Genomic DNA, 18,856 nt, shown 5'->3' with positions numbered 1-18,856 from the left:
CGGAGCGAGACTGCCCCCGAGGCGCCGACGTGGCCCACGGCATACGCACGGGTTGCCTGCGACGTCGGCGAGGTCTGTTAGACCTGTCCCGTGAGTGAGTACGACGACGCGATTCGGCTCGAGGCCGGCGACGACCCCAGCCGGCGGCACGGGACCTTCCACGAGGAGTGGATGATCGGCAACGCCGTCAACGGTGGGCTCGTGATGACGACGGCGTTGCAGGCGCTGGGCGCGCACCTCGCCGCCGACCCGACCGAGACGACCGAGCACGTCGACCCGGTGGTGCTCTCGGCCTACTTCATGACCGCCTCCCAGCCCGGGCCGTTCACCGTGACCACGGAGGTGATGCGCTGCGGTCGCAGGCTCTCCACCGGCCAGATGACGATCCACCAGACGGGTGACGACGGGAAGCCGGTCGAGCGCATGCGGGCCATCGGCTCCTTCGGGGACCTCGCCGGCCTCGAGGTGCAGCGCCAGGCGTCCCCGCCCGACATGCCGCCACCCGAGCAGTGCGTGTCGGCCGAGCAGGCACCGCCCGACTTCCTCGCCAACGCCAAGTTCCTCGAGCGCCTCGACCTGCGCCTCGACCCGGCCACGGCCGGCTGGGCGATGGGCCGGCCCTCGATGCAGGGCGTCATGCGCGGCTGGCTGCGTCTGCGCGACGGCCGCGAGCCCGACACCACGATGCTGATGATGGCGCTCGACGCGCTGCCACCGGTGGCCTTCGACCTCGGCCTCTTCGGGTGGACGCCCACGCTCGAGTTCACCGGTCACGTGCGGCGCCGGCCCGCGCCCGGCTGGCTTCAGGTCTCGCTCGGCAGCGACACGCTCGGCGGCGGCATGATGGAGGAGGACGCCACGATCTGGGACTCCGCCGGCAACCTCGTGGCCCAGTCGCGCCAGCTCTGCGGCGTGCGGCTGCCGCGCTGAGGCGCCCCACATGGGTGTCCGGCTCGTCTACGAGACCCACTCGGTCACCGAGGACAACGAGGCCGGCATCGCCACCGGCTGGCTGCCGGGGCGGCTCTCCGAGCAGAGGCGCCGGCTCGCCGTCGAGCTCGGGCAGCGACGGCCGGCTGCAGGGTTCGCGGCCGTCTGGTCCTCCGACCTCGCCCGCGCCGTCGAGACAGCCGACCTCGCGTATGCCGGGAGCGGGGTGCCGCTGCACGTCGACGCGCGCCTGCGCGAGTGCGACTACGGCACGCTGAACGGCGGACCCGTGACCGAGCTCGAACGGGTGCGGCGGGGCCACGTCGACGTGCCGTTCCCGGGTGGCGGCCAGAGCTATCGCGACGTCGTCGACGCGACGGCCGGCTTCCTGGCCGACCTGCGCCGCGACCACGACGGTGAGCGCGTCCTCGTCATCGCCCACTCCGCCAACCGCTGGGCCCTGCAGCACCTTCTCGACGGCACGCCCCTCGAGCACCTCGTCACGGCGCCGTTCGCCTGGCAGCCCGGCTGGGAGTGGACGCTGACGTGACCCGCGCGGGACGGCATACGCCCTCGTGGTCGGCAGGCCGCCCGATCGCCACTAAACTCTTGTCCTCGTGGCACTCACCATCGGAATCGTCGGTCTCCCCAACGTCGGCAAGTCGACGCTCTTCAACGCGCTGACCAAGAACAACGTGCTCGCCGCGAACTACCCGTTCGCGACGATCGAGCCCAACGTCGGCGTGGTCCCGCTGCCCGACTCGCGGCTCGGCGCACTCGCCGAGATCTTCGGGTCCGAGAAGATCCTCCCGGCCACCGTGAGCTTCGTCGACATCGCCGGCATCGTGCGCGGCGCCTCGGAGGGGGAGGGGCTCGGTAACAAGTTCCTCGCCAACATCCGCGAGGCCGACGCGATCTGCCAGGTCGTGCGTGCGTTCGAGGACGGCGACGTCGTGCACGTCGACGGCAAGGTCAGCCCGGCGAGCGACATCGAGACGATCCACACCGAGCTCATCCTCGCCGACCTCCAGACCCTCGAGAAGGCCGTGCCCCGCCTCGTGAAGGAGGCTCGGGTCAACAAGGAGAAGAAGGCCGCGGTCGACCTGGCGCTCGCCGCGCAGAAGGTGCTCGAGCAGGGCCACACGCTGTATGCCGCGGGGCCGGCGGCCGGGATCGACCTGGCCGAGGCCAAGCAGCTCGGCCTGCTGACGACCAAGCCCTTCATCTACGTCTTCAACCTCGACGAGGACCAGCTCGCCGACACCGAGCTCCAGGCGTCGCTGCGCGAGCTCGCGGCCCCGGCCGACGCGGTCTTCCTCAACGCCAAGCTCGAGATGGACCTCATGGAGATGGAGCCCGACGAGGCGCTCGAGCTGCTCCAGAGCTTCGGCGCCGAGGAGTCGGGCCTCGACCAGCTCGCCCGCACCGGCTTCCACACGCTCGGCCTGCAGACGTACCTCACGGCCGGGCCCAAGGAGTCGCGCGCCTGGACCATCGGCAAGGGCTGGACCGCCCCGATGGCCGCCGGCGTCATCCACACGGACTTCCAGCGCGGATTCATCAAGGCCGAGGTCGTCTCGTTCGACGACCTCGTCGCAGCGGGGAACATGAACGCCGCCAAGGCGGCCGGCAAGGTGCGCATCGAGGGCAAGGACTACGTCATGGCCGACGGCGACGTCGTGGAGTTCCGCTTCAACGTCTGAGTCCCGCTGCGTCACATCTGGCCTTACTCTGGAAGCGGTAGCCCCGGACCCCGGCACCTGACACCTGCCGGCAGCCTGGAGGCACTGATGTTCAACTCCCTCGTCACGCGCGGCGCTGGTCGCGACCCGAGCCAGGGGACGAACCACACTCCCCTCGAACCCATCCGGCCGGTCTCGCTGGAGGACGAAGCGCTGCGGGAGGAGATCGAGCTCCTCCTGGACGTGATCGCCACCGTCGCAGACCGCGCCGATCACCTCACGTCAGAACAGGTCGACGCTGCCCTGCGGCTGCCGAGGAGAGGCAGAGGGCGGCCGTGGTGTGACGCCCCAGTCGGCGGTCAGCTGGCAGGAAGCCGACCGGAGGTAGGCAGGCGCAGGGTCGGGTGAGATGAGCGAGACGTTGAACGCTGTCCCGGTGCACCGGAACCATCGAGTCGGTCGGCGGCTTTCATGCCGCCCGCGTCGATGCCAGCGCAGGCCCGTGGCCCGCGACGGAGGATGAAGTGCCCAGAGCGACCGCCGCGCCGGTGGGCGCTCGCCCCTTGATGGCCTAGTCTCCGGCCATGGCCCCTCAAGTCGACGCCGCGCGCGGACTTCCGTCCCCCGCGGACACCGGCACGGCCGCCGGCGACCAGTTGGCGCGTCTTCTCAGTGAGTTCGCCCGGCGAGCACAGGCCGAGACCGACACGGGCCTGATGCTCGATGAGATCGTCAGGGCGGCCGTCGCGTTGATCCCCGGTGTGGACGAGGCCTCGATCAGCGTCACCACGGGACGGCGCGACGTCAGCTCGCAGCATCCCTCGGGGCGGCTGCCCGAGAGGGTGGACGCCGTGCAGACGGAGACCGGTCAGGGACCCTGCCTCGACGCGGCCTACGAGCACGAGACGGTGCGCGTGCCTGATATGGCCAGCGAGGAGCGCTGGCCGAAGTTCGCTGCCCGGGCCTCGGCGCTCGGCGCAGCGAGCATGTTGTCGATCCAGCTGTGGGTGGAGAACGACAACCTCGGCGCGCTCAACCTCTACAGCTACACCCCCGACAGCTTCACCGACGAGTCGGAACACGTCGGCCTGCTCTTCGCCAGCCACGCGGCGGTTGCCTTCGCCGGCGCCGACAAGGTGCACCACCTCAACATCGCTCTCGCACGGCGCGACCTGATCGGGCAGGCCAAGGGCATTCTCATGGAGCGCTTCACGATCACGGCTGATCAGGCGTTCAACGTCCTGGTTCGAGTCAGCCGGGACCAGAACCGGAAGCTCTTCGACGTCGCGGAAGATCTCGCTCAGACAGGACACCTGAGGCAGTGAGCCTCCGGGGACCGGCTTCCCCCGTGGACGGTCGAAGCCGCAGGGCTCCCGTCAGCGCGACCGCGTGGCGGCCGTCAGCTCCGGGTGGCTGGCTCGGTCGTGGAGGACCGCGTCCGCCACATCGGTGAGTCGGTAGTGGTGGCGCCGGCTGTAGGCACGAAGCATCTCGAAAGCAGTGTCCGGTGTGACGGCGTGCAGCTGCGAGAGGGCGCCCTTCGCCTGCTCGATGGTGATGCGGCTGTTCAAGGCCCGCTGCAACTGCTCGGTGAGCAGCTCGCCGTGCCTGATGGTCCGTTCTTGGAGGAGCCCGATGGTGGCCACGTCGGCCAGGGCCTGCAACAGGTGGGCATCGGCGTCGGAGAAGACCCGGGGATCGGTGTCGAAGAGGTTGAGCGCGCCGATGACGGTCTGCTGGTGGCGCATGGGAAACGCATGCACCGAATGGAAGCCCGCGCTGACGGCCAGTGGGGCGAACTGCGGCCACCGGGCCGCTGCCTTCTCGAGCTCGGCTTCACGGACGGCGCGACCCTCGCGGAAGCAGTCCTGACACGGGCCTTCGAGCCGCTGCACCTGGAACAGCTCGACGATCCGGGCCGACTCCGTCGATGCAGCCATGAACTGCAGGTGCGCGTTCTCGTCGCTCAACAGCAGGCCCGATGCCGAGGAACCGGCCAGCTCGGCTGCACGCTCCGTGACCACGGTGAGGAAGTCGATCAGGTCGAAGTCGTCGACAAGGGTGTCGGCGACATGGACGAAGGTCTCTGCCAGACGCTCCGCGGAAATGGCACTCATGCTCGTCTCCCGTCGACCCGGGCGCTGCCGCAGGGCATGGTCGTGGTCACACGTCCTCCCGGGTGAAGACAATCCTACCGTCGAGGATCCCTCGGGCGACGTCGATGATGGGCTGACCGCTGGCGTAGGCGTGCGCACGGAGTCGGACCATCGCCTCTGCCAGGGGAACCTCGAGCTGCACCATCACGACACCCTGGGCCTGGTAGACCTCCGAGCTGAGCGGGAAGGCGTCACCCATTCCGTCGGCGGCATCTCCGACCGGGCCGTGCACCGACTGCTGCAGCATGGTGGTCAGGCAGACGCGTGCCAAGCACAGCGCGTCTCGCAACGACTCGGGCGTGAGGGGCCCTGCTCGGTACCGGTAGAGGTCCAGGACTCCCAGTCGCGCCGCGCCCACGTGGACGGGAAAGGCGAAGGCGGCGTTCACGCCCTCCTCCAGAGCGGCTGCCGCGAAGGCGGGCCAGCGTCGGGTACCGGTGCGTCCCACGTCTTCCTCGATGGCCGGACTGCGCGCCGCGGACGCTTCGACGCACGGTCCCTCGCCCAAGGTGAACTGGATGTCCTCGAGGCGGCGGAAGAGCGGGCTGGAGGCGGCGGCCGTGCCAAGGGGATGCGCGTTCCTGTCCGTCATCGTGATGCCTGCCCCGTCGGCGGGCAGGAGCCGGACGGCGACCCGGCAGATCCGGTCGAGCCTTTCGGCGAGAGGGCCGTCACCGCCCCGCGGGGACTCGGCGTCGACGAGGCTCACGACGTGGTGGAAGCGATCGAGGGCTCTGCTCACCTGCGTGAGCCTGAACATCCGACACGCTCATGCATGGCGCTGAGTCTGCTCCTGCGAGATCGCTGCTCGTTGATGCCACGAGTGTATGGCGCGCCACCCCGACCGACCCGGTTGCGCCGATCCGGAGTGCGTCGTCCGCGCAGGTGCCGACAATGTCGCCGGAGCACCGAATGGGTATGCAGTACTGGAGTGTTCCCTGCAGGCGTGCCCCTGGACCCCGGTCCCGCCACATGGCGCTGGTTCGGTGGGCGTGCCTTCCACCCACGGCAACCGGCGTACCGACCTCCCGGGGGCCCAACCCTCGCGGAGGAACCGCCTTGTCGGGCTGTGCGCCCGGCGCCCACGGGCAGCGCGTGTCCGCGATGGGCACCGTTGCGCCTGGTCCCTCGACCTCCGAAGAGCGGAACCCGCCGATGTCAGCAACCCCGAGATCACTCTCGTCCCTTCGAACCATGCGACGTGGCAGCGAGGCCGTTGCGGCCGACGACCCCGCGGCGACAGCGCCCGCGAGCCCCCCGGGCTCGTCCACCAGCGACTTCACCGCCCTCATGCGACAGGCCCAGGTGCTCGGGTTGCTGCGTCGCCGGTACGGCTACTACTGGACGAGGCTCGTCGGCGCGGTGGCCGCGGTCGCGGCGTGGGTTGCCGGATTCATCTGGCTGGGTGACAGCTGGTGGCAGCTGGGCATGGCAATCGTGCTCGCCGTCCTCATGACGCAGATCGCGTTCCTGGGGCATGACGCGGCACACCGGCAGATCTTCCGCTCGGCGGGGTGGAACGACTGGGCCAGCCTGGTCCTGGCGAACCTGCTCGTCGGCATCAGCTACGGGTGGTGGCGCGCCAAGCACAACCGCCACCATGCCAACCCGAACAAGCACGGCGCTGACCCCGACATCGCGCCAGGAGCCATCGTGCTCACGCCCGAACCGCCCACCAACCCTCGCGGCGCAGTCCTGCGTTGGCTCGTCACCCACCAGGGGTGGTACTTCTTCCCCCTCACCCTGCTCGAAGGGTTCTCCCTGCACTGGGACGGTATCCGCGGGGTCGTGTCGCGCTCCGACGTTCCTCGCCGGTGGGTCGAGGTCGGGTTGCTGATGGTGCGTCTGGGCGGCTTCGCTGCGCTGGTCTTCGCGGTCCTCCCGCCAGGCAAGGCCGCCCTGTTCCTGACCGTCCAGATCGCCGTGTTCGGGCTGTACCTCGGGTGCGCCTTCGCGCCCAACCACATCGGGATGCCGCTGGTCCCGGCGACGCTCAGGCTGGACTTCCTCCGCCGTCAGGTCCTCGTCAGTCGCAACATCACGGGCGGGCGCGCGGTCTCGGTCCTGATGGGTGGCTTGAACCACCAGATCGAGCACCACCTGTTCCCCTCCATCGCCCGACCCCACTTGCGCACGATCGCGCCCGTGGTGGCGGCCTACTGCGCGGCCCAGGGGATCCCCTACACGCAGACCAGCCTGCCCACGGCGTTCCGGGACGTCGTCCGCCACCTCAACCGGGTCGGCCTCGCCGGCAACGACCCTTTCCTCTGCCCCCTCGTGGCACAACGCCGCTCGATCGATCCTCGGTAGGCGGTGCCGCTAGTGTGAGCTCCAGCCTCACTTCGGGGCGCATGCCCTCTCGCCTGCGAGAGGAGTTAGCTGGATCATCGATGGACGCCCAGGCCCACTCCGACGCAGCCTCTGAGCGCGGCGCCGACAACGTGACCGAGATCCACAATCCCTCCGTCGACGAGAGCGCCGCGCGGCACGGGGCGTGCGCTCAGGTGCATCTAGCCACCGGGGCGATGTGTGTCATGCGACGCGGCCACGCGGGCTCATGCGAGTTCACCCCCGCTGCAGAGACTGCAGCACTGCTCGCGACCCGCCGGAGCGAGGAACACTGGCAGGACTGAGCGTGCCGACGGTGCGGCACGATGGCGCGATACTGCCCGGTCAAGGCCCGCTCAGAACGGGGAGCTGCTGCGCGGCGTTGCGCATCTGCTTGACCACGAACAGCTCGCGGTTGCCGCAGCCGACGCAGGTGAGGACCTCGGGGCCGCCCGGAGTGCGCCGGTAGCTGTGGCCGAGGATCCGGCAGGACAGGTGCAGGCGGCTCGTCCTGCGCTTCCGGCTCGTCCGGCTCGTCGTCGTGTGGGGTCGAGGTGCCTGTCGAGGTGTTCATGCCTCGAGGATGGGCTGCGCCGGCGGCCGCGTCTGTGCGCGCGGCGACACAGCGCCGCCCTGGGCGGGCTGAAGGCTCACGGGCCGCCGCTAGGGTCCTCGGCATGAGTGACGACGTGACGATCCTGCACAACAACCGCTGCTCGACCTCGCGGGCCGCCATGGAGCGCATCGCCGAGGCGCACGTGCAGGCCGATGTCGTCGACTACCTCCGCGAGCCGCTGGACGCGGCGGCTCTGGGCGCGCTGCTCGACAAGCTCGAGGACGCACCGACCGACCTCGTCCGGCGTGACGCGCACTTCCGCGAGCTCGGCCTGGACGAGGCCGACGTGCGCACCCGGGACCAGGTGCTCGCCGTGCTCGCCGAGCACCCCCGGCTCCTGCAGCGACCGGTGGTGGTGCGGGGCGACCGAGCGGTCATCGGCCGCCCGAAGGAGCGCGTCGCCGCCTTCCTGGCCGAGTGACGGGCGGCCGCCCGTCACTCGAGCCCGAGGCCGCGGCGTCCCGTCGTGTTGAGCCCGTCCGCGGCGAAGCGGTCGGGCCACGTGCGCTCGTAGTGCTCCTCGGGGAAGTCGCTCGGGCTGGAACCGCTGAGGAACGCCTGACGGACGCTCACGGCATACCTCTCGTTGCGCTCGCACCAGGGGGCCGCGGGGATGTACATGACGTTGCCCCAGCCCTGCTGGTCTTGGACGGGGGCGACGCTGTGGATCATGTCGCAGTGCCACCAGACGGAGTCGCCTGCCTGCACGTCGGGGATGCCGCTCAGGGCCTCGAGGAGCAGGGGGTGCCAGCGCTCGGAGGCGGGGAAGACCTGGTTGGTCGTGACGCCGCACATGTCGTCGTCGGGGACGTCGTCGAGCAGAGGGCGCAGCATGAGGTAGGCCATCGCCTCGGGGATCGGCACGGTGTGCAGCACGCCCTGGTCGTGGGCCATGTCGGACAGGGCGGTCCAGCCCTGGAAGGTGCGGAAGGCCGAGCACATCGTCGTGCCGGGGTACTGCGGACCGGCGGTGCGGTGGGCGGCGTCCCACGGGTCGTAGTCCTCGACGCTGCCGTCGAAGAGGTGCCGGAAGGCCCGCTGGTAGCTCTCCGTCATCCAGAGGTCGAGGGTGCCCGGGTCGCAGTGCGCGCCGAGGCCGTTCGAGTCCGCGCCCGGCGGGCGGCGACGGATGCGGTCGGGGTAGAGCGAGTCGCGCTCGGGGTCGAACCACGTGACGCCATCGGACTCGTGCCTCCACTGGGCGTTGAGCAGCGACTGGACCGTGGCCATCCGCTCGCTCTGGCGCGCTTCCATCTGGGCGGGGGACCAGTAGATCGGGTAGATCTCGGGCTTGGACCCGACGCTGCCGAAGAAGTCGTCGCCGGGACCGCGGTAGCTCTCGAAGAACCCGTTGCCCTCGACGTAGTCGACGATGCCGGCGTCCCAGGCGAGCGCCTGCTCGCGGGGGAAGTGGCCGCGCACGACGAGGCAGCCGCGACGGCGCAGCTTGGCGAGCTGCTCGGCGGTGACGGTGCCGTTCTCGATGTCGGCGTAGTCGATGACGGGCCAGACGCTCTCGCCGCGGTCGCGGTCGGCGTGGATCTCGGCGACGCGCTCGCGGACCCGGGACTCAATGACAGCGAAGACCTCGTCGACCGTGCGGCCCGAGGCCTCGATGCGGCGGCGGATCGCGGCCTTCACCTCGCGGATGGCGCCGGGGAGGTCCTCGGGGGTGCTCTCCCAGTGCGGGAGCGCCGGTGCGGTGCCGGCGGTCGTTCGGGCGGGCGTCGTCGTCATGGCGTGTCCTTTGGTCAGGAGTCCTTACCAAGGGGACGCTAGCGCGCCTGCGGCATTTGGGCAACAGTCCTAACTAAGATGGCGGCATGTCGTCCGCCAAGCCGAGCCTGGAGCTGTTGCGCGCTCTCACCGAGGAGCACGTGCTGCGGGCACTCATGGACCGTCGCCGCCTGACCCGGGCCGAGATCGCCGCCGCGACGAGCATCTCCAAACCGACGATCTCCGAGGGCGTGCGCCGGCTCGTCGACCTCGGCCTCCTCGTCGACACGGGCGAGCGCAGCACCGGACGGGGACGGTCCGGCACCTACTACTCCCTCTCGCCGGACTGCGGCGCCGCGCTCGTCGTGAGCATCACGCCACGCGGTGTCACCGTGGAGTCGATCGACCCGTTCGGTGACGTCGGGACCTCGAGCGTGGTCCCGCTCGACCGCGGGGCGGGGGCGTATGCCGTGACGCGGGCCCTCGAGGCCGCGCTCGAGCGTGTGCAGGCGTCCGGGACGACGTCGGGCACGTCGGGCACGTCGGGCACGTCGCGCACGTCGAGCGCGTCGGACACGACGCCTTCCCGGGGTGCCGTGCGACGACTGCGCGTGGCCGTCGTGAGTGCGGCCGACCCCGTCGACCGCGACACCGGTCGCCTCGTGCACCTGCCCGACGCCCCGTTCCTCGTCGGCGACCTCGACCCGCGCTCCCTCCTGGCGGGCGCGGTCGAGGGGCCGGTGCTCGTGGACAACGACGTGAACTGGGCTGCGCGCGCAGAGCAGGCCGCCGGAGGCGACGGCGCGGCAGGCGGTTCTGCGGACTTCGCCTACCTCTACCTCGACGAGGGGCTCGGCTGCGCGGTCGTCTCCGACGGCGAGGTGCGTCGCGGGCACTCCGGGCTCGCCGGCGAGATCGCCCACCTCGTCACCGAGGGCCCCGACGGTCGGGCGGTGCGGTTGACGGAGGTCTTCGCGGAGCTGGGCCTGCGGCGTCATGGGTCCACGGCGATCGACGTCGAGCGGCTCCGGCAGCGGGTGGCGGCCGCGCGGAGCGGCGACGCGACGCTCGGCGCGCTCGGGGCCGCAGTCTCCGGCGTTCTGGAGGCGGTCACCGCGCTCGCCGACCCCGAGCTGGTCGTCGTCGGGGGCGGCTGGGGCTGCGACGAGGCCGTCGTCGAGGAGCTGCGCCGCCGGTCCGCCGGCCTCCCTCGGCCGGTCGCCGTGGTGTCCGCGGCCGTCGGCGAGGAGCCGCAGCTGTCCGGCGCGCGTGCGGCTGCGCTCGAGCAGCTGCGTGAGCTCGTCGTCGCGGCGGTTCGCGGCCCGGACCGGCCCTAGGGCGAGCCGGTCGGCGCACCCGTCGCTCCGCCGGTCCGAGCGTCCGAAGCCCCCGCCAGGAGTCGCCGAAAGAATCTCGCAGGAAGTCGCCGAAAAAAACTGTCGCGCTGTGTAACGCCCTCCGCCGCCCGGGCGATGGTGGGGATAGAAGAGGCGCCACTCGGACCCCCGAGCGAGTGGCGCCTCTCCTGTGTCCGGGTGTCCGGCCACCGTCCGACGGTGGCCCGCGTCAGCCCTCCGGGGGCAGCACGACCCCGAACCCGGCGACCGCGAGCCTGAGCAGCACCTGGCCGGGCGCGAGCAGGTCGGCGATGCGAGCGGCACTGAGCACCTCGAGCTCGGCGAGGCGCACGGCATACGCCTGCGGTCCCGCGACGCGTGCACGCTGGAGCTCCATGGTGTTGTGCCACACCTTGGCCCGGGCCTCGCGCAGGAAGCGCGTCGAGGCCGCACGGTTGAGCGGCGTCAGGAGCCGGTCGAGCACGCTCTTGGCACCCTGGGCGCTGAGCTCGTCGTCCTCGGCCGCGACGCGCCCCGACAGCACGGCGTCGATCCGCTCGTGGTCGCGGCGCCGTCGGGCCAGCAGCACGGGGTCGCCGAAGTCGGCGTCGCTGATGACCCCGAGCAGGGCCTGGGGCAGGTCGTAGTTGACGTGGGCGTTGATGCCGAGCAGCACCTGACGCAGGGGCGGCAGGTCCGGCGGAGCCTCGAACGCGAGGCGCCACGGCCGTGGCGCCGGACGGCGCGCGTCGCCGCCCAGGTGGGCCTCGAGGGCGTCGAGGTAGAGGTCGGCGAAGACGACGTCCCACACCTCCACCCAGGCCGGGTCCTCGAAGGAGCCGGACGCGACGGCGTCCCCGACGGCCAGGGTCGTGCGCTGGTAGGTGGCGAGGAAGGCGCGCCGGGAGGCCGGCTCCGCGGGCATCCTGTCGAGGGTCGACGCCATCCGTTCGACGACGTCGGCGATCGTCCGCCCGTCCGCGGTGCCGGTCATCGCGATCTCCTCACGCATGCCGTCCCTCGCACCTATTCTGGAGCGAGAGTCGCACGGCGTCAGGGGAATCCGGACGCCGCAGCGCAGGGGGCGCTCCTGGTCGAGGAGGCCGGATGAGAGCACGCACGCACGGCCCCAGGTCCTTCGACGCGGTCGCCGTCGGACAGCGCGAGACGGACGCCTGGGTGGCCTCCTACCGGCACGAGTGGCTCGCTTTCCTCAGGGTCTCGGTCGGGATGGTGGCAGCCGGCTTGGGCATGAACCGTCGCGACACGGTGCGTGGCGCCGCACTCGTGCTGCGCGCCAACCCAGCATGGGCTCCCTTCCCGCACAACGACCCCCGTCGCGCCCGCGACCTCGTGCGCAGGTTCTGTGCGATCGCCGCCCGATCCGGTGACGTCTCCCCGGACCCTGCGCTCGTGCCGTCGCACGCCGCGCTGCTCGACGCGGTCAGCCGCGCGAGGGGGTGAGCCGCGATGGGACGGGACCGCCCCAGCGCGGTGCCCCCGGCGGGGGAGCGGCGCGACGACCGCATCCTGGCGGCGACTCGCGTCCTCGCGGTGGTGCTCGTGCCGATCCTGCTGACGGCGTTCGCCATCCTCTATGCCTTCCCGGCGGACACCGGCAGGCTCTTCGCCTGGACCATCCGGCCGGAGCTGACGCCGATGGTGCTCGCGTCGGCCTACCTCGGCGGGGGCTGGTTCTTCGTGAGGGTCGTCCACGAGAGTCGGTGGGCGCGAGTGAGTGCCGGGCTGCTCTCCGTGACCCTCTTCGCGGCGCTGCTCGGCGTCGCCACGGTCATCCACTGGGACCGCTTCAACCACGGACACCTCGCCTTCTGGCTGTGGGCAGCGCTCTACTTCACGGCGCCGTTCCTCGTCGTGGCGACGTGGGGCGCCAACCAGCGCGTCGCGGCGCCGCCGCGGCCCGAGGAGGTGTGCGTCGGTCCGGTCGCGCGCGTGGTCGTCGCGACCGGTGCGGGTCTGGCGCTCGTGCAGGGGCTGGTCATGTTCGTGCTGCCGTCGCTCATGATCCCGGTGTGGCCCTGGTTGCTGACCCCGCTCACGTGCCGCGTCGTCGGCGCGGTCTTCTGCCTCGGCAGCGCCGGTCTCGTCGTCCTCGTGGACCGCAGGTGGGTGCGCCTGCGGCTCATGGTCGAGGTCGAGGTGGTCATGCTCGCGCTCATCCTCGTCGGCATGCTGCGGGCGCGGGGTGACCTCTACCCGGACCGGCCGCTGACCTGGCTGCTGCTCGGCGGCTTCATCGCCACCCTCGTGGCGTCGCTGTGGCTCTGGCGTGTCATGGCCGCCCTCGAGAGGGGCCTCAGCGAGGGGTGAGGACGACGAAGGGCAGGCCCTCGCACGGGGTCGCGGCCCACTCCTGGTGCTCGGGCGCCTCCCCTCTCAGCCAGTGCTGCACCGGCAGCCCGCGCAGCAGGTCGCCGGTGACCCACGACGGGTCAGACGACGTCACGACGCGTCCGGCGGCGTTGACGAGGACGCAGGTCCGGTCGACGGTCTCCATGACGTCGAGGAGGTGCTCCTCGAACCAGGCGACGAGGACGTCGACACCGACCACCCCCGAGAACGAGCCGTCGACGAGGAGCGGCGTGGTGAAGGTCAGGGTGTACTGGTCGGTGCAGACGTAGTCGACGTAGGGCCCGGTCACGTGCCGGTCGCCGGTCTCGAAAGGCTTTGCATACCAAGGCAGCTCGGTGTAGTCACGGAACCCGATCGCGCGTGGGTCGGTCTCCGCCGCCAGCTTGGTGACGACGTGGGTGCCACCCCGGGACTCGACGGTCCACCACTCGAGCCAGTAGGGGGCGTCGGAGAGCACGTCGGGGGCGAGGACGGCGCCGGCGCCGGCCACCGGGGTCTGGGGGTCGGTGAGCAGGTCGTGGCAGCGCTGCTCGATGCAGAGGTCGGCCCGTCGCGGGGCCGTCGCCGACAGGGGTCCCTCCAGCAGTGCGGCGATGTCGTCCAGCTGGTCGAAGACCCAGCGGCCGAAGTCCGAGACCCACCGCGCGACGTCCGTGTCGTTCGTCGTGGTCGTCATGCCGCTCACCTGGTCCTTCGCGATCGGGTGTCACGGTGCAGGGCCTTCACCGCGTCGAACAGCTGGGTCACATGATCCTCCGCACGTCCCCGGGCCGCTGCTGCGTCGCCGGTGGCGATGGCCTCGACGATGGCGTCGTGGCCTCGGCGTCCCTCGGTGACGGCCTCGGCGTCGGCGAGCCAGAGCACGGGCCCGATCTCGCGCTGGAGCACCATCTCCTCGCGGGTCAGCCGGGCCGACTGCGCCGTCGCGGCGAGCTCGAGGTGGAAGGTGCCCTCCTGCCGGGGGGTGCCGCTCGGTTCGCCGGGGTCGGGCCGCAGCGCGGCGAGGCGACGCAGCCGCTCGACGTCGTCGGGGTCGGCGCGAGCCGCCGCGAGCGCGGCGCAGTGGCCGCTGATGGCGCAGTAGTGGTCGGCGAGGTCGCGCAGCTCGCCGAGCCCGACCCGCGACAGGCGGGCGAGCAGGGCGGCCCGTCCCCCGTCGCGGGGCGCCTTGACGAAGGACCCGCCACCGCGACCCCGTCGGGTGACGATGAGGTCGTCGTCGCGCAGGGCGCCCAGCGCCTCGCGCACCGTCACGGTGGCGACCCCGAAGCGGTCGGCGAGGTCGCTCTCGGGCGGCAGCATGCTCCCGTCGGGCAGCAGGCCGAGCGCGATCGCCTCGCCCAGCCGCCGGCGCACGGCCTCGGCGCGGCCCTCCGCGGGCAGCGGGGCGAACACCGCGGCATAGGGACCGAGCGGCATCGACCGGTCCGCCATCGGTGCCTCCCACCAGTTCGGCCATTCCTCTTGCGCGTAAACATATGGACCCATACCTTTTCCGTCCAGAGGGAAACACCCACCGACGCAGAGGAGTCCGAATGTCCGCCGAGACGGCGACCGGCACGCCGGCCATCCGGCTGGCCTCGCTGCGCAAGGAGTTCGAGGGGAGCCCGCCCGTCGTGGCCGTCGACGACGTCGACCTCGACGTCCGGGCCGGGGAGTTCTTCTCGATGCTCGGTCCGTCGGGCTCGGGCAAGACGACGGTCCTGCGGATGATCGCCGGCTTCGAGGAGCCCACCGGCGGCCGCATCGAGCTCGCCGGGCAGGACGTCACGCGTCGCCAGCCCTACGACCGCGACGTCAACACCGTCTTCCAGGACTATGCGCTCTTCCCGCACATGAGCGTCGCCGAGAACGTCGAGTACGGCCTGCTCGTCAAGAAGGTCTCGCGGGCCGAGCGTCGCGTCCGGGTTGCCGAGGCCCTCGAGCAGGTGCGCCTCGCCGACCACGGCAGCCGCCGTCCGTCCCAGCTCTCGGGCGGCCAGCGCCAACGCGTGGCGCTCGCCCGGGCGCTCGTCAACCGTCCGACCGTCCTGCTCCTCGACGAGCCGCTCGGCGCCCTCGACCTCAAGCTGCGCGAGCAGATGCAGGTCGAGCTCAAGGGCATCCAGCGGGACGTCGGCATCACCTTCCTGTTCGTCACGCACGACCAGGAGGAGGCCCTCACGCTGTCCGACCGGATCGCCGTCTTCAACGCCGGTCGCATCGAGCAGGTCGGTACGGCCCACGAGGTCTACGAGAGCCCCGCCTCCGCGTTCGTCGCGGGCTTCGTCGGCACCTCGAACCTGCTGACGGGCGAAGCCGCCCACGCCGTGAACCGGCGTGACGGCTCCTTCGCCATCCGCCCCGAGAAGCTCGTGGTCGCGCCGGCCGGCTCACCCGCCGCCGACGGGCTCGCACGCGCAGAGGGCGTCCTCGAGGAGGTCGTCTACGGCGGCCCCGTCACGCGCTACGTCGTGGCCCTCGACGCCGGCGGCCGGCTCACTGCCCTCGAGCAGAACACCGGCAACCGGGACGACACCGCGGACCTGCGCCGCGGCGACCGGGTCTCGCTGCACTGGCGGCCCGAGCACGTCATCGACGTTCCCGGCCGGCCCACGCCGGAGGCGTCGTCGCCCACCGCAGCACCACAGCAGTCACCCACCAGATGAAGGAGATCGGCGTGCGCACGTCAAAGAAGTCCCTGCGCGGCACCGTCGGGACCGTCGCGGCAGTGGCCGTCCTCGCCCTGGCCGGATGCGGCAGCTCCACCCCCAGCACGCCGGGCGGCAGCGGTGCCCCCGGCGGGATGCAGGTCCCGAACCTCAAGGCCCTCGACAAGCTGGGCACCCCCGAGGGTGAGGTCAACGTCCTCGCCTGGCCCGGCTACGTCGAGAACGGCAGCAACGACCCCAAGGTCGACTGGGTCACCGACTTCGAGAAGTCGTCCGGCTGCAAGGTCAACATCAAGACGTTCGGCACGTCCGACGAGGCCGTGCAGCTGATGCGCACCGGTCAGTACGACACCGTGTCCGCCTCCGGCGACGCGACCCTGCGCCTCATCGCGGCCGGCGACGTCGAGCCCGTCAACACCTCGCTCGTCCCGAACTACGCCGACATCTTCGACTCGCTGAAGATGAAGCCCTGGAACTCGGTCAACGGGGTCGCCTACGGCATCCCGCACGGCCGAGGGGCCAACCTGCTGATGTACCGCACCGACCTCGTCAAGCCCGCCCCCGACTCGTGGGGCGCCGTCTTCGACCAGGCCGGCGCGCAGAAGGGCAAGGTGACGGCATACGACTCACCCATCTACATCGCCGACGCCGCGCTCTACCTCATGACGGCCAAGCCCGACCTCGGCATCAAGAACCCCTACGCCCTCGACGACAAGCAGCTCGCCGCGGCCGTCGACCTGCTCAAGGCCCAGAAGGCCAACGTCAGCGAGTACTGGTCGGACTACCTCAAGGAGGTCCAGGCCTTCAAGAACGGCTCGACGACGATCGGCACGACGTGGCAGGTCATCGCCAACGTCGCGCAGGGCGAGAAGGCCCCGGTCGAGGCGGTGCTGCCCAAGGAGGGCGCGACCGGCTGGTCCGACACGTGGATGGTCGGCGCGAAGTCGACCCACAAGACCTGTGCCTACAAGTTCATCGACCACATCGTCTCGCCCAAGGTCAACGCCCAGATCGCCGAGTACTTCGGTGAGGCCCCGGCCAACAAGAAGGCGTGCGCAGAGACCGCGGACCCCAACCACTGCAAGGTGTTCCACGCCGAGGACGAGGCGTACTTCTCCAAGGTCCGCTACTGGACCACGCCCATCGCCGCGTGCCTCGACGGGCGGACCGACGTCAAGTGCACCGATTACGCGACGTGGACCAAGGCCTGGACCGAGATCCGCAACAGCTGACCCACCACCCGCACCCCACCACGACCGAGGAGGCGACGATGAGACACCGCAGAGGGCTGGCAGCCCTGCTGGGCCCACCCCTGCTGTGGCTCGTCGTCGCCTACCTCGGCGCGCTGGCCGTCATCTTCGCGACGGCGTTCTGGACGACCGACCCGTTCACCAACCTCGTCGTGCGCACCTTCACGCTCGAGAACTTCCGCGGGCTCGGCAGCTCGACCTACCTCGGCATCATCGGCCGCACCCTGCTCATCGCCGTCCTCGTCACCGTGCTGTGCGTCGTCATCGCGGTGCCCTTCGCCTTCTTCATGGCGCGGGTGGCGCCACGCCGGATCCGGGGGCTGCTGCTCGCCGGGGTGCTCGTGCCCCTCTGGGCGAGCTACCTCGTCAAGGCGTACGCGTGGCGCACCATGGTCCAGCCCGGCGGGGTCCTCGACGCAACCTTCGGCGCCACGCCCGGCTACGGCCTGGGCGCGGTCGTGCTGACCCTGACCTACCTGTGGCTGCCCTACATGGTGCTGCCGGTCTATGCCGCGTTCGAGCGCCTGCCCGAGAGCCATCTCGAGGCGAGCGCCGACCTCGGCGGACGGCCCGCGACGACCTTCCGCCGCGTCGTCGTGCCGGCGCTCCTCCCGGCCATCGCGGCCGGCTCGGTCTTCACCTTCTCGCTGTCGCTGGGCGACTACATCGCCGTGCAGATCGTCGGCGGCAAGCTCCAGGTGCTCGGCACGGCGGTGCTGCAGAACATCACGCTGGACCTGCCCTTCGCCGCCGCGCTCGGCACGGCATCGGTCGTGGTCATGGTCCTCTACCTGCTCGCCGTGCGGCGCACGGGCGCGCTCGACAACCTGTGAGGCCCCACGGCGCCGGGGCCGCGATGAGGAGGAGCCGATGAGGCTCGGACGCGGGTCCAGGGTGGCCCTGACGGCGTATGCCGCGATCGTGCTCGCCTTCGTCTACGTGCCGCTGGCTGTCGTGGCGCTCAACTCGTTCAACAGCGACCGCACCTTCGGGTGGCCGCCGCCGGGGCTGACGACGCAGTGGTGGCGGGCAGCCCTGCAGGCACAGGGCCCCCGCGACGCACTGCTCACCTCGGTCCAGGCCGGGCTGGGCGCCACGGCCATCGCCCTCGTGCTGGGCACGCTCCTCGCGCTCGCCCTGAGCCGCTACGACTTCTTCGGCAAGCACGCCGTCTCGATCCTCGTCGTGCTGCCGATCGCGCTTCCCGGCATCGTCACCGGCATCGCCCTGCAGTCGGTCATCCAGAACGTCCTGACGCCCGTCTTCGGCATCGGCGCCGGCCTCTTCACGATCATCGTGGGCCACGCGACCTTCTGCATCGTCATCGTCTTCAACAACGTGACGGCGCGGCTGCGTCGCCTCGGCGGCTCGCTCGAGCAGGCGTCGGCCGACCTCGGCGCGCGGCCGTGGACGACCTTCCGACGGGTCACCTTCCCGCTGCTGCGCTCGAGCCTGCTCGCCGGGGCGCTCCTGGCCTTCGCGCTCAGCTTCGACGAGATCGTCGTGACGACGTTCACCGCAGGTCCGGACAGCCAGACGCTGCCGATCTGGATCTTCGACAACCTCTTCCGGCCCAACCAGGCGCCCGTCGTCAACGTCGTGGCCGTCGTGCTCATCGCCCTGTCGATCATCCCGGTCTGGCTGGCACAGCGGCTCGGCGGCGCCGACGCCGCCGAGAGCCGCCTCTAGGTGTACTCGGTCATGACGTTGGTGACAGGCGGCTGATCGGCGGCAGGCCGTTGAGCGCGGTGTGGCGTCGTCGAGTGTTGTACTCCTTCAGCCAAGGAGCAAGGGCTGCAGCTCGATCGGCATTGCTG

At 71.1% G+C, this 18,856-nt stretch carries 21 protein-coding genes; 14 read left to right on the top strand and 7 right to left on the bottom strand.

Translation table 11 applies throughout. The features are described 5' to 3' along the window. Window positions 1-90: 90 nt before the first annotated feature. The 5 genes from ABD297_RS09845 (at window position 91) to ABD297_RS09825 (ending at window position 3,937) form a co-directional block, all read left to right on the top strand. Complete coding sequence (locus ABD297_RS09845) at window positions 91-930, top strand: thioesterase family protein (RefSeq protein WP_344254745.1); 840 nt, start codon at window positions 91-93, stop codon at window positions 928-930. 10 nt (window positions 931-940) lie between these two features. Continuing rightward, window positions 941-1,480 carry a histidine phosphatase family protein gene (locus ABD297_RS09840; RefSeq protein WP_344254744.1) on the top strand — a complete coding sequence of 180 codons (540 nt, stop codon included), beginning with the start codon at window positions 941-943 and terminating at the stop codon, window positions 1,478-1,480. 67 nt (window positions 1,481-1,547) lie between these two features. Further along, a complete protein-coding gene (ychF, locus tag ABD297_RS09835; RefSeq protein ID WP_344254743.1) occupies window positions 1,548-2,633 on the top strand; it encodes a redox-regulated ATPase YchF in 1,086 nt (361 codons plus the stop codon). A gap of 87 nt (window positions 2,634-2,720) precedes the next feature. Beyond that, window positions 2,721-3,020, top strand: a complete 300-nt coding sequence (locus ABD297_RS09830; protein WP_344254742.1) for a hypothetical protein — start codon at window positions 2,721-2,723, stop codon at window positions 3,018-3,020. A 176-nt stretch (window positions 3,021-3,196) separates the two neighbouring features. Next, a complete protein-coding gene (locus ABD297_RS09825) occupies window positions 3,197-3,937 on the top strand; it encodes a GAF and ANTAR domain-containing protein (protein WP_344254741.1) in 741 nt (246 codons plus the stop codon). Window positions 3,938-3,988: 51 nt separating this feature from the next. Here ABD297_RS09825 and ABD297_RS09820 read toward each other — a convergent pair whose 3' ends face one another. Beyond that, window positions 3,989-4,729 carry a GAF and ANTAR domain-containing protein gene (locus ABD297_RS09820; RefSeq protein ID WP_344254739.1) on the bottom strand — a complete coding sequence of 247 codons (741 nt, stop codon included), beginning with the start codon at window positions 4,727-4,729 and terminating at the stop codon, window positions 3,989-3,991. A gap of 46 nt (window positions 4,730-4,775) precedes the next feature. After that, the gene (locus ABD297_RS09815) at window positions 4,776-5,510 is read right to left on the bottom strand and encodes a GAF and ANTAR domain-containing protein (RefSeq protein WP_344254737.1); all 735 of its coding nucleotides are present in this window, start codon (window positions 5,508-5,510) and stop codon (window positions 4,776-4,778) included. Between the two features lie 452 nt (window positions 5,511-5,962). Here ABD297_RS09815 and ABD297_RS09810 point away from each other — a divergent pair, with 452 nt between their 5' ends. Together ABD297_RS09810 and arsC are read left to right on the top strand one after the other, a co-directional pair. Continuing rightward, window positions 5,963-7,078 (top strand): fatty acid desaturase family protein, encoded by a 1,116-nt coding sequence (locus ABD297_RS09810; protein ID WP_344254736.1) that lies wholly within the window; start codon window positions 5,963-5,965, stop codon window positions 7,076-7,078. Between the two features lie 695 nt (window positions 7,079-7,773). Continuing rightward, window positions 7,774-8,133, top strand: coding sequence for an arsenate reductase (glutaredoxin) (gene arsC, locus ABD297_RS09805; RefSeq protein WP_344254735.1), 360 nt, complete (start codon window positions 7,774-7,776; stop codon window positions 8,131-8,133). A 14-nt stretch (window positions 8,134-8,147) separates the two neighbouring features. On the opposite strand, the gene ABD297_RS09800 is transcribed toward arsC, so the two are convergent. Beyond that, the gene (locus ABD297_RS09800; protein WP_344254734.1) at window positions 8,148-9,449 is read right to left on the bottom strand and encodes a DUF1479 domain-containing protein; all 1,302 of its coding nucleotides are present in this window, start codon (window positions 9,447-9,449) and stop codon (window positions 8,148-8,150) included. 86 nt (window positions 9,450-9,535) lie between these two features. Between ABD297_RS09800 and ABD297_RS09795 the strand changes: the two genes are divergently transcribed. Further along, window positions 9,536-10,765 carry an ROK family transcriptional regulator gene (locus tag ABD297_RS09795; protein WP_344254733.1) on the top strand — a complete coding sequence of 410 codons (1,230 nt, stop codon included), beginning with the start codon at window positions 9,536-9,538 and terminating at the stop codon, window positions 10,763-10,765. 229 nt (window positions 10,766-10,994) lie between these two features. Here ABD297_RS09795 and ABD297_RS09790 read toward each other — a convergent pair whose 3' ends face one another. Continuing rightward, entirely contained in the window at window positions 10,995-11,759 is a 765-nt protein-coding gene (locus ABD297_RS09790; RefSeq protein ID WP_344254732.1) for a DUF5995 family protein, read from the bottom strand. Between the two features lie 113 nt (window positions 11,760-11,872). Between ABD297_RS09790 and ABD297_RS09785 the strand changes: the two genes are divergently transcribed. Together ABD297_RS09785 and ABD297_RS09780 are read left to right on the top strand one after the other, a co-directional pair. Beyond that, window positions 11,873-12,229, top strand: coding sequence for a hypothetical protein (locus ABD297_RS09785; protein WP_344254730.1), 357 nt, complete (start codon window positions 11,873-11,875; stop codon window positions 12,227-12,229). Window positions 12,230-12,235: 6 nt separating this feature from the next. Beyond that, complete coding sequence (locus ABD297_RS09780) at window positions 12,236-13,096, top strand: hypothetical protein (protein ID WP_344254729.1); 861 nt, start codon at window positions 12,236-12,238, stop codon at window positions 13,094-13,096. Here the strand turns inward: ABD297_RS09780 and ABD297_RS09775 are convergent. Continuing rightward, window positions 13,083-13,814: a cache domain-containing protein gene (locus tag ABD297_RS09775; RefSeq protein ID WP_344254728.1), complete on the bottom strand. Its 732-nt coding sequence runs from the start codon at window positions 13,812-13,814 to the stop codon at window positions 13,083-13,085. The two genes, ABD297_RS09780 and ABD297_RS09775, sit on opposite strands and share 14 nt — an antisense overlap. A 5-nt stretch (window positions 13,815-13,819) precedes the next feature. Continuing rightward, complete coding sequence (locus ABD297_RS09770) at window positions 13,820-14,557, bottom strand: FadR/GntR family transcriptional regulator (RefSeq protein ID WP_344254727.1); 738 nt, start codon at window positions 14,555-14,557, stop codon at window positions 13,820-13,822. A gap of 116 nt (window positions 14,558-14,673) precedes the next feature. Between ABD297_RS09770 and ABD297_RS09765 the strand changes: the two genes are divergently transcribed. Genes ABD297_RS09765 through ABD297_RS09750 form a run of 4 tightly spaced genes read left to right on the top strand, consistent with a single transcriptional unit; the run spans window position 14,674 to window position 18,728 of the window. Further along, complete coding sequence (locus ABD297_RS09765) at window positions 14,674-15,786, top strand: ABC transporter ATP-binding protein (RefSeq protein ID WP_344254726.1); 1,113 nt, start codon at window positions 14,674-14,676, stop codon at window positions 15,784-15,786. 11 nt (window positions 15,787-15,797) lie between these two features. Continuing rightward, on the top strand, window positions 15,798-17,021 hold the full coding sequence (locus ABD297_RS09760; RefSeq protein ID WP_344254725.1) for an ABC transporter substrate-binding protein: 1,224 nt from the start codon (window positions 15,798-15,800) through the stop codon (window positions 17,019-17,021). Between the two features lie 38 nt (window positions 17,022-17,059). Continuing rightward, window positions 17,060-17,872 carry an ABC transporter permease gene (locus ABD297_RS09755; RefSeq protein ID WP_344254724.1) on the top strand — a complete coding sequence of 271 codons (813 nt, stop codon included), beginning with the start codon at window positions 17,060-17,062 and terminating at the stop codon, window positions 17,870-17,872. 37 nt (window positions 17,873-17,909) lie between these two features. Beyond that, on the top strand, window positions 17,910-18,728 hold the full coding sequence (locus tag ABD297_RS09750) for an ABC transporter permease (protein ID WP_344254723.1): 819 nt from the start codon (window positions 17,910-17,912) through the stop codon (window positions 18,726-18,728). Between the two features lie 10 nt (window positions 18,729-18,738). Here the strand turns inward: ABD297_RS09750 and ABD297_RS09745 are convergent. After that, window positions 18,739-18,856, bottom strand: a 118-nt coding sequence (locus ABD297_RS09745; RefSeq protein WP_344254950.1) for an integrase core domain-containing protein, incomplete at its 5' end; no start/stop codon positions are given.

The sequence above is a fragment of the Terrabacter carboxydivorans genome (assembly GCF_039532035.1).
Taxonomy (GTDB): Bacteria; Actinomycetota; Actinomycetes; order Actinomycetales; family Dermatophilaceae; genus Terrabacter; species Terrabacter carboxydivorans.
This window is presented reverse-complemented; position numbering and strand designations above follow the sequence as displayed.